The sequence below is a fragment of the Mesorhizobium sp. M1163 genome (genome assembly GCF_040318415.1).
Lineage (GTDB): Bacteria > Pseudomonadota > Alphaproteobacteria > Rhizobiales > Rhizobiaceae > Mesorhizobium.
This window is the reverse complement of record NZ_JAMYMF010000028.1, coordinates 1-14,123: the sequence shown is the minus strand read 5'-3', so window position 1 is coordinate 14,123 and position 14,123 is coordinate 1. Positions and strand designations below refer to the sequence as shown.

Sequence of the window (14,123 nt, the reverse complement as noted above, 5' to 3'; positions counted from 1 at the left end):
CCTACTCATGTCTCAGCGCGTCGATGGGGTTGAGCCGTGCGCCGCGCAGCGCCGGGAAGAAGCCGAACACCATTCCGATCAGCGCGGAGAAGCCGACCGCAAGCAGGATGACCGCCGGGCTTGGAGCAAACGGGATCGTCAGCGTCAGCGAGGCAAGACCGGCAAGCGCCAGGCCGATCAGGATGCCGATGATGCCGCCAAGCAGCGACAGCACGGTTGCCTCGACCAGGAACTGGATGAGGATATGCTTTTCGTGGGCGCCGATGGCGAGCCTGATGCCGATCTCGCGCGTGCGCTCGGTTACCGACACCAGCATGATGTTCATGATGCCGATGCCGCCGACGAGCAGGCTGACGCCGGCGACGGCGCCGAGCATGCCAGTCATGGTGGTGGTCGCGCTGGCCATGGCATCGGCGATCTGGGTCATGTCGCGGATCGAGAAATCATCGTCACGGTCGGGCGTGATGCGGCGTGTGTCGCGCAAGATGTCCTCGACGCGCTGCTGCAGCACCGTGGTCAGCGTACGGTCGTCGGCGGCGACATAGATCGAGTCGATGTCGCGATTACCGGCAATGCGACGCTGATAGGCGGCAAGCGGCATCAGCACGACATTGTCCTGGTCCTGGCCGAAGCCGGTATAGCCCTTTGGTTCGAGCAGGCCGATGATCTTGCAGGAGGTGCGGTTGACGCGGATGATCTCGCCTTCGGGATCGCCGGCGCCGAAGAACTGCTGGCGCACCGTCTCGCCGACGAGGCAGACGCCGGTGCCGGAGCGGGTTTCCGAATCGCTGAAGGGGCGGCCCGAGACCAGCTTCCAGTCGCGGGCATCGAGATAGGCGCTGTCGGTGCCGGTGACGCCCGAGGTCAGGCTTTCGGTGCCGAAAATGACGCGCACCTGCTTTTGCGACGCCGGCGAGATGGCGCGCGCGCCGTCCAGGTGCGCGACAAGCGCGGCGAAGTCCTTGTCGGCAAGAGGCCGGACCACCTGGTCGAGCCCTCCCGGGCCGCCGGGTCCGGCCGGCCGGCCGGAACGAATGACGAGCAGGTTGCTGCCGAGCTTGGAAATGTCGGACTTGACCTTCTCGGTGGTGCCCGAGCCGATGGTCAGCATGGCGATAACGGCGGCGACGCCGATGACGATGCCGAGCAGTGTCAGGAACGAGCGCAGCACGTTGCGGCGGATGGAGCGGAGCGAGAGGCGAACGGTTTCCCAGATCATGGCTAGGCCATCTCGAGATTGGCTGTGTCCGAGGCGACATGGCCATCGAGGAAACGGATCGTGCGCTGCGCATAGCCGGCAACATCGGCTTCGTGCGTGACCATCGCGATGGTCAGACCGAGCTCGGTATTCAACTGCGTCAGGAGCTCCATGATCTCGTGCGTGCGGGCGGTGTCGAGATTGCCGGTCGGTTCGTCGGCGACGAGCAGCGTCGGCCTGGTGACGATGGCGCGCGCGATCGCCACGCGCTGCTGCTGGCCGCCGGACAGCTCGGCCGGCGTATGATGCTCGCGGCCGACAAGGCCGACCTCGGCAAGTGCCTGCATGGCCAGGCCGCGGCGCTCGCGGGCACCGACGCCGCGATAGATCAGCGGCAGTTCGACATTCTCGGCCGCCGTGGTGCGCGGCAACAGATTATAGCCCTGGAAAACGAAGCCGACATAAAGATTGCGCAGCTGAGCACGGCGGTTGCGGTCGAGACGGCCGGCGTCGATGCCTTCGAAGCTGTAGGTCCCGGCCGTCGGCGTGTCGAGGCAGCCAATGATGTTCATGGCCGTCGATTTGCCCGAGCCGGACGGGCCCATGATGGCGACGAATTCGCCGCGCCTGATGGCGAGGTCGACGCCGGCCAGCGCATGCACCCGGGCTTCGCCCTGGCCATAGCTTTTGCAGACCTTGTCGAAGCCGATGAGGGTCGCGCCGGATGCCACGATCAGCTCCTCTGCTGCGAGGCGGTAATGACTTGCGCGCCTTCCTCGAGGCCGGAAACGATCTCGGTCAGTTCGCCATCTGTCGAGCCGACCTTGACGTTGACCGGATGCGGCCGCCCATTCTCCAGCACGTAGAGCGTGCGCGAGCCGTCGGTGGGCTTCGTCGCCGCCTGGCGCTGGCGGTTGCCTCCGGGGCGTCCCATGCGGCCAGTGAACAGGTCGGTGAGGCTCCAACCGCGCTCCGCCGTCTGCGCCGGCCGGTAGCGGAAGGCGATGGACGGCACGGTTAGCACGTTTTTGGCCTGCTTGGTGACGACCGAGACGGTGGCGGTCATGCCGGGCCGCAACAGAAGCTCGCTGTTGTCGACATCCAGCCTTGCATCGTAAGTGACGACGCCGTCGGTAGTGACCGAGGCATAGGAAATGTCGCGGATTTCGGCGTCGAATGGCCGTTCAGGGAAGGCATCGACGGTGAAGCGCGCATGCTGGCCGGGCCTGACGGCGCCGATATCAGCCTCGTCGACTGCGGCCTTCAGCTCCATGTTCTTCAGATCCGCTGCGATGACGAACAGCACCGGAGCCTGCAGCGACGAGGCGACCGTCTGGCCGGGATCGACCGAGCGCGTCAATATGATGCCGTCGATGGGAGCGTAGATGGTGCTCTTGGCAAGATCCGTCTGCTGCGCCTTGAGATCGGCATTGGCCATGGCGAGGTTGGCTCTGGCGATATCGAGCGCCGCCTTCGAGCGGTCGCGCGTGGCGGTTGCCGCTTCAAGCGACTGGTCCGTCGCCATGCCGCGCTTGGTCAATTGCGCCGCGCGCACCAGGCCCTTTTCGTTTTCGGCCAGGGTCACGGTGGCGTCCTCGACGCTCGCCGCCGCCGCCTTGGCGGAGGCCTGGGCGCGCTCGATCTGGACCTCCAGCTTGGCAGTGTCGAGCGCGGCCAGCACATCGCCCTTCTTCACCAGCTGGTTCTCGTTGACCGAGACCGAGCGGACGACGCCGGAGAGTTCGCTGGAAATATCGACCTGGGTGAGGGGCTGCAGCGTGCCAGTAGCCGAAACCGCGACGGTAAGATCGGCCGTGGCAGCCAGTGTCGTGGTATACTCGATCTTGGCGGGCGAGCCCGCGTACCACTCATAGCCGGCAAAAGCCGCGGCGACGGCAAGCAGTGCGAACACTGCGTAAAGCCAACCGCGACGGCGTTTTGTCTTCAGGCCCTGGTGGTCAAGCCCGAGCGCCGTCTCGATGGCGGAAGTGGAATCCGTCTTTGGCAGATTGACAATCTGGTCCACGCCGGACCCCTATGTTCAGCGATGTCCCATCAGTGCACAAATCAGGTCTAATGGTTCAAAATTCAAATTAAATTTCGCTCATGTTGGGAATGAGGCAGAGGACTTACTGAAATGCAGAAGCGGAATTACTTGCTTTACGACGTATTCACCACCACCCGGCTGGCCGGCAATCCGCTGGCCGTGGTGCTCGACTGCGACGGGCTGGACGTTGCGGCGATGCAGGCGGTGGCGCGCGAGTTCAACCTGTCCGAAACCGTCTTCGTGGTGCCGCCCGACAACCCGAAGCACCGGGCCCGCATCCGAATCTTCACGCCTGACTATGAAATGCCGTTCGCCGGCCACCCAACTGTCGGCTCGGCGATAGCGCTCGCCGAAATGGCGGGAGAGGCCGCCGGCATCTTCGTGCTCGAGGAGAATATCGGCCCGGTGCGCTGCGCTGTCAGCAAGCACGATGGTTCGACCTTCGCCGAGTTCGACCTGGCAAAACTGCCGGCGCAGCTGGAATTGTCGGCCGATCCCGAGGCCCTCGGCGCGGCCCTTGGCCTTGGGCCGCACGAGATCGGCTTCGAGAACCACCGCGTTTCATTCTGGTCGGCGGGCGTGCCCTACGTGACCATCCCCGTCGCTAATCTGGAGGCGGCTGCCCGGATCAGGCTGGACAACCAGGCGTGGTCGGAACTGGCACCACGCAAAAGCGAATGGGCCTTCGCCAGCCCCTATGTCTATTGCCGCGAGACGGTGCACCACGACAGTGCCTTCCATGTCCGCATGATGGTGCCCGGCAATCCGTCCTACGAAGACCCGGCGACCGGCTCGGCGGCGGCCGCGTTCGCCGGCGCGATCATGCATTTCGACGGTCCGACCGACGGCGTTTCACAACTGTGGATCGAGCAGGGGCTGGAGATGGGCCGGCCTTCGCGCATTCGCCTCGAACTGAATGTCGAAGGTGGCAAACTGACGGCCGCCCGCATCGGCGGCCACGCGGTCAAGGTGGCGGAAGGCAGGCTTTTCATCTGACCATGTGCAGCACTTGGGCAATTTGTCGGTAAATGAATCGGCAGGGCTGGACATGGCGGATGTCGGCGGCTATATGCCCGCCAACGCCGGTTTTTCCGGCCGAGTGGGTGCGTAGCTCAGTTGGTAGAGCAGCTGACTCTTAATCAGCGGGTCCACAGTTCAATCCTGTGCGCACCCACCAAAGATTTCAAAAATTTGGTGGAAAAGACCCTGGAATGCGAGACGCGTTGACGCGTCTCGGGCCTGTGGCGATAAGGCGCCGGTTGATGCTCGGCTGCGAAGCAGCAGTAAATTTTTTCTCTTGGCTAGACGTACGGAAAGACAGATGGCAATTTCCGAGCTTGCTGTCTTCTAGTCATTGAGAAGAGAACGCTTGGTACCTGATCACTATGCCATCGTTTATACGGAAGAGACGCGAAGAATCTTCGTGATAATTTCTGAAATTTTCGGTGATTTTGTCCTTACCAAGAGCTGTTCCGGCTCGAATTGCGGCTGCATCGGCTGCATGATGTTCTCGTCGAAAGTGCTGATTGGCGAAGCCGAATTCTCGGTCCTTGAGCTTGATGGATCGAAGGCTCTGGATGAAAATCTGATGGCACAAGTACAAGGCTTACAAGGGTACGATTAACAAAGAGAAGCTTGACAAGATTTTCAGATTTCCAGATGCCGTTGTCATCATCAAACTGAGGAGGACGGCACTTTTACCCATTCTTATGTTTCGCCGACCGTGGACGGGCGTGTCATATCACGGGGTTGCCGGGCAACACCGCACTGCCCATGCGTCGGATGCCGGATCGTAGATATGTGGTACACCAAGGCGCCCGGCCATATCACACCTGCGGTGGATATCTCAGAGGGGAGGGCTTCTGCAGAAGGAGAATTGATTCTTCCGATCTTTGAGGGCGAAGAAATTATTTCGAAGATGCTGACGCGCGACCCGTCCGTTCGCCATGCCTTTTCTCCGAATATCTTCGATTCTCCCCTTGAGCGGATGTTCTACGAGCTCGCCTTTCTAGACCTGCATATATATCCACAGCATCCTGTCGGGAAATATCGCTTGGACTTTGCGATCCCCGACAAGCGCATAGCCATCGAACTCGATGGACATGAATATCATAAGACCAAGTACCAGCGTACCCACGATGCAAAACGAGACCGCTGGTTGTATGGCCAAGGATGGACCGTCTTACGATTTACAGGGACGGAAATTCATCAGAACTTGGACCACTGCCTTGACGAAATATGCACGTTGGTTGGCATCGAGCGTGTGAGTAAGTCCAATAGAGCGCCGTAGAATGTGCAGGCCCGGCCGGCCACAGCTGTGTTATGTGCGGGCTTGTCAAGGCCGGGCTTGAACTTGACCTTCATGGCAATCTAGCGGGTCACTGTGATTTGCGAACCAGGATCCATGCTGCGGTCCCAGAGTGCCAGCCGCAACCTCTTGCGGATCAAGCTCATAGGCCGATGTTGAACTGGATCACTTCTCCGAAACACCAGCCTCCGCAAAGCTTGCCATGCGGGCGTGGCATTCCAATGCCGAGCGGACGACGTTGACTGCGACGCAGGCGCCGGAGCCCTCGCCGAGCCGCATGCCGAGGTCGAGCAAGGGCGGCAGGCCGAGCGCCTCCAACAGGCGACGGTGGCCGGATTCGGCCGAGACGTGGGCTGCCAGGGTGTGGGCGAGGCCAGCAGGGTGCAGCGCTGCCAAGGGTGCCGCTGCGGCGGTGCAGACGAAGCCGTCGAGCAATACCGGCACGCCGAGATGACGCGCAGCCAGCGTCGCACCAAGGATCGCCGCGAGCTCGCGGCCGCCGAGGGCTGCCGCTACCTTCAGCGGATCGGCCAGCGCCGGGGCGTGGCGCTTCAGGCCGGCCTCGATGGCGACGTTCTTGCGCACGAGGCCGGCATCGTCGACGCCGGTGCCGCGCCCGGTCCATCGTTCGGCGCCGCCGCCGAACAGCGCGGTCGAGATGGCCGCCGCCGGCGTGGTGTTGCCGATGCCCATTTCGCCGAAGCAGACGAGGTCGAGGTCCTTGCTGACCGCGTCGTAGCCGGCCGAGACAGCGGCGAGGAAGGCCTCGTCGTCCATCGCCGGCTCTTGCGTGAAGTCGCCGGTCGGGCGGTCGAGATCGAGCGAGATGACGTCGAGATCGGCGCCGGCAATGCGGGCAAGCTGGTTGATGGCGGCGCCGCCGCCGGCGAAATTCGCCACCATCTGCACGGTGACCTCCGACGGGAAGGCCGACACGCCTTGCGCGGTGACGCCGTGATTGCCGGCGAAGACGAAGACCTTGACACGGTCGAGCTTTGGCATGTCGCGGCCCTGCCAGCGCGCCAGCCAGGCGACTATTGTCTCCAGCCGGCCAAGGCTGCCTTGCGGCTTGGTCAGCGTGTCCTGGCGGCGGGCGACGGTATTGGCCGCGGCGTCGCTGCCAATGGGCAGGCCGAGGCAGGCGGCGCGCAGTTCATCGAGCGATTTGAAAGGCATGGGGGCAAAATCTCCGAAACAGAGTCAAGAAAGGGAAATGGAAGCGACGAGCAGGATTGCGATCTCGCCCAGCTGCTGAACGGCGCCGACGGTGTCGCCGGTCTGGCCGCCGATCTGGTTGAGGCAAAGCGAGCGGAAGGCGAGGAATACCAGTCCAAGCAAGATGAGTGCTGTGAAGGCGCCGCCGAGCCCAAGCGCCAGCAGCGCGACCGCACCGAGGACGGCACCGATGCCAGCGGTTTCGGCGGTAACTGTGCCTGCTTCGGCCGAGAGGCCGTCGCTTCGGGCCGGCGGCAAAAGGTGCATGAAGGCGCCGAGCAGGCCGCGCGAGGCCGCTTGCGCGGCAATGACGGCCCAGAAGACATGAGCCGGGCCGGCGAATCCAGAGAGCACGCTCCAGCGGATCAGCAGCGAGATGCTGAGTGCGCAGGCGCCGTAGGCACCGATGCGGCTGTCGCGCATGATCTCCAGTTTCCTGTCGCGCGTCTTGCCGCCGCCAAAGCCGTCGGCGACATCCGAAAGCCCGTCTTCATGCAGGCAGCCGGTGGCGAGCAGGATCGCGGCAAGGGTCAACGCTGCAGCAGGGCTCTCGGCTAGGCCTAGCCTCGTGCCGACGGCGTAGACCAGGGCACCGGCCAGAGCGACGGCGAGACCGGCAACGGGTGCAGCCCAGATCGCAGCGGCAAGGCTGCGGCCACGGAAGTCGGCTCTCGGCAGCGGCAGCCGGGTAAAGAAGACGAGGCAAAGCGCGATGTCGTCGAGCAGCTGCCGTTGCGAGGGGATCTGGAGTTTGAGCATGATCTATTCCGAAAACCGGCTACCACTTTTCGGGATCATGCTCTCGCCCCTCGCAATAGCGTGGAAGAAGGTGCCGCTGACATTGCCGCGCTGGTAGCCCGACGCACCAAGCTGATTGCCTTGTCCGTCGGCAAGGTCGGCCAACGGTTCGTCATTGCCGGTCGCAACCATCTGCGCGTAGTGGAATTCATGGCCGCGGATCAGCGTGCCGTGGCTGCCGAGCGGGCACCCGGAACGCAGCCGCGCCTCGCGGTAGCCGAGATTCATCTTGCGCTTGGCGAAGCTGGTCGAATGACCGAGCAGGCCAAGCATTCGATGCGTCTCGCCCGACGCGTCCTCGAGCGCCTCGCCGAGCACCATGAAGCCGCCGCACTCACCATGCACCGGCCGCGTAGCGGCGAACCGCGCCATGCCGGCTCTGAAATTCGCCGCGGCGGCGAGGCGACCGGCGTGAAGCTCGGGATAGCCGCCGGGCAGCCAACAGACATCGCAATTGTCGCCTGGTGCTTCGTCGGCGAGTGGCGAGAAGGGAATAATCTCGGCGCCGGCCTTGCGCCAATGCATGGCGACATGCGGATAGAGGAAGCTGAAGGCGGCGTCCTCGGCAAGTGCAATGCGCTGGCCGGGGGGCGGCAGCGCGTCGCCGAAATTGCCCGGCGCGGGCGTGAATGGCGCCGCCAGCGCCATGATGGCGTCGAGGTCGAGCGAGCGCTCGACCATGTCGGCCAGCCGGTCGAGGTGCGCCATCAGATTCTCATATTCGCCGGCCTGGACGAGGCCGAGATGGCGCTCGGGCAGGTTGAGCGAGGGATCGCGCAAGATAGCGCCGACGACAGGCAGCCCGAGTGCCTCGATGGCATCGCCGCATAGCCGGCGGTGGCGCTCGCTGCCGAGCCGGTTGAGCACGACCCCCGCCATGCGCACATCCGGATCGTAGGTGGCAAAACCCTTGGCGACGGCCGCTGCCGTGGTCGACTGGCCGGAAACGTCGAGCACCAGCAGCACCGGCAGGCCGTAGAGCCGGGCAAGGTCGGCAGCCGAGCCGGACCGTCCTGGAGCAGCCGGAATCCCGTCGAACAGGCCCATGGCGCTTTCGAGAAAGATAAATTCGGCATCCTCGTTCGCTTCACCAGCCAGCGCGTTGAGCAGGGCAGGCGGCATTGCCCAACTGTCGAGATTGACGCCGGACAGGCCGGTGGCTGCGGCGTGGAAGCCGGGATCGATATAGTCCGGGCCGGATTTGGCGCCGCGCACCTTCAGGCCGCGCCGGGCGAGCGCGCGCAGAATGCCGATGGTGACGCTGGTTTTGCCCGAGCCCGAGCGCGGCGCGCCGATGATGATGGCGCGGGTCATGACTCACCCGCCAATGCCGCGCGCATCGCGACGATGCCGCCAACGACGATCAGCGCCGGCGAGGTCAGACCGGCGGCCGCTGCCTCTTCCGCAATGGTGGCGAGCGTGGCGACGACGATCCGTTCCTGCGGTGTCGTCGCAGCGACAATTACCGCGGCGGGCGTCGAAGGCGCCAGCGCGCCCTCAAGCAGCGAGGCGGCGATCAGCGGCAGATTGGCCATGCCCATATAGATGACCACCGGCTGGCCGGTACGGGCGATGGCCGCCCAGTCGAGATCGTCATCGGTGCCGGCGGCGTGACCGGTCGCCAGGATCAGCGCCTTGTTGATGCCGCGCATGGTGCCGGGAATGCCGGTGGCGGCCAGCGCGCTGAGGCCGGACGTCAGGCCAGGCAGGATGTGGAACGGGATGGTTTCCCCGGCCAGCGCCAGCGCCTCTTCGCCGCCACGCCCGAAAATATAGGGGTCGCCGCCCTTCAGCCTGACGACGCGCCGGCCCTCGCGCGCCAGCCGGACCAGCAGAGCGGTGATGTCGTCCTGCTTCATCGATGGTTTGCCACCGCGCTTGCCGGCATAGAACAGTTCCGCGCCCTCGGCGACGGCGACGACTTCGGGCGAGACCAGCGCGTCATAAACCAGCGCGTCGCACTGTCCGAGGGCGGCCAGCACTTCCAGCGTCAGGCAGCCGGGATCGCCAGGGCCGGCGCCGGCCAGCCAGACATGTCCGGGCTCCAGCTGGCGCGGCTTGAAGTTCAGCCGGGTGAGCGCCTGCTCGACAGTAGTGTTTCTATTGCTGCCGCTCACGATCCGTCTCGTCCGCGAAAACGCCGCTGGTAGTGGGCGTCGTAAAGTGAACTTTCACTAAAATCTTCCGCCGCCAGCGAGCGGCCGACGAAGATGATCGCCGTGCGTTCCATCGGATCCGCCCCTAGCTGCGCCTCAATGGTCGCCAGCGTGCCGGTCAACACCCGCTCGTCCGGCCAGGAGGCGCGGAAGACGACCGCGACTGGGCAGTCGGCGCCGTAGTAGGGCGTCAGCTCGGCGACGACGCGGTCGACAGCGTGGATGGCGAGGTGGATGGCGAGCGTGGCGCCGGTGCGGCCGAAGCCGGCCAGTGTTTCTCCGGGCGGCATTTTCGAGGCGCGGCCGGAGATGCGGGTCAGCACCAGGCTTTGCGCGACTTCCGGAATGGTCAGCTCGCGGCGCAGCGCGGCGGCCGCGGCGGCAAAAGACGGCACGCCCGGCGTCAGCGTGTAAGGGATGCCGTGCTTTTCCAGCCGGCGGATCTGCTCGGCAACGGCGCTCCACACGGAAAGGTCGCCTGAATGGAGGCGGGTGACATCATGGCCGGCCGCGTGGGCTGCCAGATATTCGGCCTCGATCTCGTCGAGTGACATCGGCGCGGTGTCGATCAACATCGTTCCGGGCGCGCAGTGCTGCAACAGCTCCGGCGCGACGATCGATCCGGCATAGAGGCAGACGGGACAACTGCCGAGCAGACGGCTCCCGCGCAAGGTGATCAGATCGGCGGCACCCGGGCCGGCGCCGATGAAATGGACGGTCATACCGCATCTCCGCTGATGGCGATGGCGCAGGTGACAGCACCGAGCACGGTGCGTGGTCCGAGCAGTTTTGCGCCTTTGCCGGCGGCGGCAAGCGCGGAGGCTTCGGAAACCGACGGCGTGCCGGCGTGCTCCTGTGATAGGTTGGAGTGGCTGGTTGTAGATGCAGCTTTGAGTTCGTCCTGCTCGACAACGATTACCGGAAGGCGGAGTTCGCGTCCGGCGGCGAAGATTGCCGCTTCATCCTGCTTGAGAGACGCGGTCGCGAGCGCCGAAAGCGCGGGCAGGGCAAGCCCGTGCGCCTCCAGCGCGGTTTCTACCGCAGCAAGCACGTCGCGTGCGCTGACGCCTTTGCGGCTGCCGATGCCCGCGACCATCATGGCTTCACCCAGCTCCATTGGGTGACCGGCATAGCCGGCCGCCAAGCCTGCATCGAACCGACCGGCGAAGCACGGGATATGGCGATGCGGGTGAGCTCGCCGCCGAGCGCAGCGTGACGGGAAAGCAGCAGTGCCTCCATCTCCAGCGTCACCGCGTTGGCGACGAGGCGGCCGCCGGCGGGTAAGGCATCGATGGCTCTTTCCAGCACGCCGGCATCGCTGCCGCCGCCGCCGATGAAGATCGCCGCCGGCGTTTCCAGTCCGGCAAGAGCTTGCGGTGCCGAACCTTCAACGACGGCGAGACCGGGAACGCCGCAGGCCGCGGCGTTGTGTCGGATGCGCGCGGCGCGGGCCGGATCGGCTTCGACGGCGATGGCGCGCATGGAGGGATGCGCGAGCATCCATTCGACGCCGATGGAGCCGGAGCCGGCGCCAATGTCCCACAGCAGTTCGCCGCGCCTTGGCGCGAGAGCGGACAGGGTGACGGCGCGCACTTCGCGCTTGGTGATCTGGCCGTCGTGCTCGAACAAATGATCGGCAAGGCCCGATGTCAGCGGCAGGACGCGTGCTTGCGGGGTCGAATCAACTTCGATTGCGAGCACGTTGAGTGGGTTGATCTTTTCGAGGTCGAAAGCGCCGGCGTTCGCCGAGCGCAGCCTTTCGTTCTGCCCACCCAGCGCCTCCAGAACCGTCAACCGCGAGGCGCCGAAGCCGAGTTCGGTCATGAGACGGGCAATCGCTTCCGGTGCATCGCTATCCGAGGTCAGCGCCAGAATGCGGGTGCAAGGATGCAGCAACGGCCGGATCAGGTCGAGCGGGCGGCCATGCAGCGAAATGGTCTCGCCGTCCTGTAGCGCCCAGCCCAAGCGTGAGGCGGCCAGCGAGAAGGCCGAGGGCGCGGGGATCACCCGCATATCCTCCGCCGCGACCTTGCGGGCGAGGGTGACGCCGACACCGTGGTAGAAGGGATCGCCGGAGGCCAGCACGCAGACGCGTCTGCCGGAGAGCGCCAGCACGTCGCGCATTTCGGCATCGAAAGGCGTCGGCCAGGCGCGCGCTTCACCTTTGGCGAGCGATGCGACGAGGGCCAGGTGGCGCTTGCCGCCGAAAACGAATTCGGCACCCGCGATCAACTGCTTGGCCTCGTCGCCGAGACCCGCTACACCGTCCTCGCCGATGCCGATGATCGTGAGCCATTTTGGAGTGAGCACGGCGGCGCGCGGACCTTCAGCAGGCATGATGACCCACCGCATTCTGATCCTCGGCGGAACCACCGAAGCCCGGCAGGTGGCCGGAATACTCTCGGTGCGCTCCGATCTCGCGATTACGCTGTCGCTGGCCGGCCGCACTGAAAACCCGGCCGCGCAAGGCGTGCCGGTGCGGGTTGGCGGCTTTGGTGGCGTCGACGGGCTGGCGTTGTATCTCCACGAGACGGACGTCGACCTGCTGATCGACGCCACGCATCCCTATGCGGCGCAGATCTCCGCCAATGCGGCGGAAGCAGCGCGCCGATCCGGCGTGCCGATCGTTGCGCTCAAGCGCCCAGGCTGGGAGCCTGCCGAAGGTGACCAGTGGACGCTGGTCGACGGTGTTACCAGCTCGGTGACGGCGCTGGGATCGGCGCAGCGCCGCGTGTTCCTGGCGCTCGGACGGCAGGAGATCACTGCCTTCGAGGCTGCACCCCAGCACCACTATCTCATCCGTAGCGTCGATCCGGTCGAACCAAGACTTACTGTGCCCGACGCGACCTATCTCTTGGCGCGCGGGCCGTTCCAGGAGCCGGACGAACACTCGCTGCTTCAAGAGCACCGCATCGATGTCGTCGTTTCCAAAAACAGCGGCGGCGAAGCGACCTACGGCAAGATCGCCGCAGCGCGGGCGCTCGGCATCGAGGTGGTCATGATCCGCAGGCCGGCGTTGCCGGACGTCACGTCGGCTGAGACGGTCGAATCTCTTGCCGCGATGGTCGATCATTTTCTGGTCAGTCATGTTCTTGGGCCCGCTGCCGACCGCGGCGTGTAGACCAGCGCTGGTTTTTCACCGCGCTTGATGATCCGGGTTTCCGGTGAACCGATGATGATGCAGGTGGCCATGTCGGCATTTTGCGCATCGGCTTCCGCCAGCAAGAAAACTTCGATGCGCTCGTCGGGACGGCCGGCGGCGCGACCGAAGATCACCGGCGTGGTGCCCGGCAGGATCGCGGCAAGGCATTCGAAGGCGCGGCCGAGTTGCCAGGGGCGCGCCTTGCTGATCGGATTGTAGAGCGCGATGACGAAGCCGGCGCCCGCCGCGGCCAGCAGGCGCAGCTCGATCAAATCCCACGGCTTCAGATTGTCTGACAGCGAGATGGCGCAGAAATCATGGCCGAGCGGCGCGCCGATGCGGGCGGCGACGGCGAGCATGGCGGTGATGCCAGGCACGATGGCGATGTCGACCGCGCGCCACTCGACCGGCCCCGCCTCGATCGCCTCGCAGACGGCCGCCGCCATGGCGAAGACGCCGGGATCGCCGCCCGATACGACCGCGACATTGTGGCCTTCCGCAGCCTTCAGCAGCGCGTCCCTGGAGCGCGCTAGCTCCTCGCGATTGTCGGAAGCGACGCGAATCTGGTCGGGACGCAGATCAAGCCGGTCAAGATAAGGCTTGTAGCCGTAGAAGAATTTCGCCTCGGCGACGGCCCGGTTCGCTTCCGGCGTCACCTGGTCGGCGTTGCCAGGCCCCAGGCCGATGACGGTCAGGCGGCCGCTCATGCTTCGGCTCCCAATGCGCTTGGCCGCCCCGACCAGCCGGCGACCAGCACGATGGCGAAATAAGGCGCCTGGTCGTCCTTTTTGTCGGCAAGCCGCATCGAGACGCCGCCCGGCATGGTGCCGCGCTCGACATAGATGGCCCGCGGCAGCTTGTCGGTTGCCTCCAGCGCCCGCCTGATCTTGGGCAAGTTGCGGCCGACCTTCATGATTACGGCGGCATCGGTGTCGGCGAGGCGGCGCGTCAGCTCGAATTCGCTCATCGTGCCCGGCAACACAGTCAGCACGTCGTCGCCCTGGACGATCGGTAGGCCGGTCGCCGACCAGCAGCCGGACATGGCGGTGACGCCGGGAATGACTTCGGTCGGAAAGCGATGCGCCAGCCTGACATGCAGATGCATGTAGGAGCCGTAGAAAAGCGGGTCGCCTTCCGAGAGCACCGCAACCATCCTGCCGGCGCTGAGGTGCTCGGCAACCTTTTCGGCCGACTGCTCGTAGAAATCGGTGATCTGCGAGCGGTAGTCGCCGTGGTCCTTGTCGATCTCGGTGGTCACC

16 protein-coding genes and 1 tRNA gene are annotated in these 14,123 nt (G+C 65.0%); 5 read left to right on the top strand and 12 right to left on the bottom strand.

Going from position 1 to position 14,123, the window contains the following annotated elements:
* Position 1 precedes the first annotated feature (1 nt).
* Genes NKH43_RS24165 through NKH43_RS24155 form a run of 3 tightly spaced genes read right to left on the bottom strand, consistent with a single transcriptional unit; the run spans position 2 to position 3,224 of the window.
* Positions 2–1,219, bottom strand: a complete 1,218-nt coding sequence (locus tag NKH43_RS24165) for an ABC transporter permease (protein WP_352495191.1) — start codon at positions 1,217–1,219, stop codon at positions 2–4.
* Positions 1,220–1,221: 2 nt separating this feature from the next.
* On the bottom strand, positions 1,222–1,929 hold the full coding sequence (locus tag NKH43_RS24160) for an ABC transporter ATP-binding protein (protein ID WP_352860159.1): 708 nt from the start codon (positions 1,927–1,929) through the stop codon (positions 1,222–1,224).
* 2 nt (positions 1,930–1,931) lie between these two features.
* Positions 1,932–3,224 (bottom strand): efflux RND transporter periplasmic adaptor subunit, encoded by a 1,293-nt coding sequence (locus NKH43_RS24155; protein WP_352860158.1) that lies wholly within the window; start codon positions 3,222–3,224, stop codon positions 1,932–1,934.
* A gap of 111 nt (positions 3,225–3,335) precedes the next feature.
* Here NKH43_RS24155 and NKH43_RS24150 point away from each other — a divergent pair, with 111 nt between their 5' ends.
* The 4 genes from NKH43_RS24150 to NKH43_RS24135 all read left to right on the top strand — a co-directional run bounded on the left by NKH43_RS24150 (position 3,336) and on the right by NKH43_RS24135 (position 5,535).
* The gene (locus tag NKH43_RS24150) at positions 3,336–4,241 is read left to right on the top strand and encodes a PhzF family phenazine biosynthesis protein (protein WP_352860157.1); all 906 of its coding nucleotides are present in this window, start codon (positions 3,336–3,338) and stop codon (positions 4,239–4,241) included.
* 105 nt (positions 4,242–4,346) lie between these two features.
* Positions 4,347–4,422, top strand: a tRNA-Lys gene (locus tag NKH43_RS24145).
* A 192-nt stretch (positions 4,423–4,614) separates the two neighbouring features.
* On the top strand, positions 4,615–4,869 hold the full coding sequence (locus tag NKH43_RS24140; protein ID WP_352860156.1) for a hypothetical protein: 255 nt from the start codon (positions 4,615–4,617) through the stop codon (positions 4,867–4,869).
* 174 nt (positions 4,870–5,043) lie between these two features.
* The gene (locus tag NKH43_RS24135) at positions 5,044–5,535 is read left to right on the top strand and encodes an endonuclease domain-containing protein (RefSeq protein WP_352860155.1); all 492 of its coding nucleotides are present in this window, start codon (positions 5,044–5,046) and stop codon (positions 5,533–5,535) included.
* A gap of 183 nt (positions 5,536–5,718) precedes the next feature.
* On the opposite strand, the gene cobT is transcribed toward NKH43_RS24135, so the two are convergent.
* Genes cobT through cbiE form a run of 7 tightly spaced genes read right to left on the bottom strand, consistent with a single transcriptional unit; the run spans position 5,719 to position 12,059 of the window.
* Positions 5,719–6,729 carry a nicotinate-nucleotide--dimethylbenzimidazole phosphoribosyltransferase gene (gene cobT, locus NKH43_RS24130; RefSeq protein ID WP_352860154.1) on the bottom strand — a complete coding sequence of 337 codons (1,011 nt, stop codon included), beginning with the start codon at positions 6,727–6,729 and terminating at the stop codon, positions 5,719–5,721.
* 24 nt (positions 6,730–6,753) lie between these two features.
* Positions 6,754–7,527, bottom strand: coding sequence for an adenosylcobinamide-GDP ribazoletransferase (gene cobS / locus NKH43_RS24125; protein ID WP_352860153.1), 774 nt, complete (start codon positions 7,525–7,527; stop codon positions 6,754–6,756).
* Between the two features lie 3 nt (positions 7,528–7,530).
* The gene (locus NKH43_RS24120) at positions 7,531–8,880 is read right to left on the bottom strand and encodes a cobyrinic acid a,c-diamide synthase CobB (RefSeq protein WP_352860152.1); all 1,350 of its coding nucleotides are present in this window, start codon (positions 8,878–8,880) and stop codon (positions 7,531–7,533) included.
* Positions 8,877–9,683, bottom strand: coding sequence for a uroporphyrinogen-III C-methyltransferase (gene cobA, locus NKH43_RS24115; protein WP_023720763.1), 807 nt, complete (start codon positions 9,681–9,683; stop codon positions 8,877–8,879). The genes NKH43_RS24120 and cobA overlap by 4 nt, the downstream gene beginning before the upstream one ends.
* Positions 9,680–10,444, bottom strand: a complete 765-nt coding sequence (cobM, locus tag NKH43_RS24110; RefSeq protein WP_352496381.1) for a precorrin-4 C(11)-methyltransferase — start codon at positions 10,442–10,444, stop codon at positions 9,680–9,682. The genes cobA and cobM overlap by 4 nt, the downstream gene beginning before the upstream one ends.
* Positions 10,441–10,821, bottom strand: a complete 381-nt coding sequence (locus NKH43_RS24105; RefSeq protein WP_023720761.1) for a cobalamin biosynthesis protein — start codon at positions 10,819–10,821, stop codon at positions 10,441–10,443. Before NKH43_RS24105 ends, cobM begins: the two co-directional genes overlap by 4 nt.
* On the bottom strand, positions 10,818–12,059 hold the full coding sequence (gene cbiE / locus NKH43_RS24100) for a precorrin-6y C5,15-methyltransferase (decarboxylating) subunit CbiE (protein WP_352860151.1): 1,242 nt from the start codon (positions 12,057–12,059) through the stop codon (positions 10,818–10,820). Before cbiE ends, NKH43_RS24105 begins: the two co-directional genes overlap by 4 nt.
* Position 12,060: 1 nt before the next feature.
* Between cbiE and NKH43_RS24095 the strand changes: the two genes are divergently transcribed.
* Complete coding sequence (locus NKH43_RS24095) at positions 12,061–12,843, top strand: cobalt-precorrin-6A reductase (protein ID WP_352860150.1); 783 nt, start codon at positions 12,061–12,063, stop codon at positions 12,841–12,843.
* On the opposite strand, the gene NKH43_RS24090 is transcribed toward NKH43_RS24095, so the two are convergent.
* Both NKH43_RS24090 and NKH43_RS24085 read right to left on the bottom strand, forming a co-directional pair.
* A complete protein-coding gene (locus tag NKH43_RS24090) occupies positions 12,807–13,571 on the bottom strand; it encodes a precorrin-3B C(17)-methyltransferase (RefSeq protein ID WP_023720758.1) in 765 nt (254 codons plus the stop codon). The two genes, NKH43_RS24095 and NKH43_RS24090, sit on opposite strands and share 37 nt — an antisense overlap.
* Positions 13,568–14,123: precorrin-2 C(20)-methyltransferase (locus NKH43_RS24085; RefSeq protein ID WP_352860149.1), on the bottom strand; the 556-nt coding region annotated here is incomplete at its 5' end. The genes NKH43_RS24085 and NKH43_RS24090, both read right to left, overlap by 4 nt.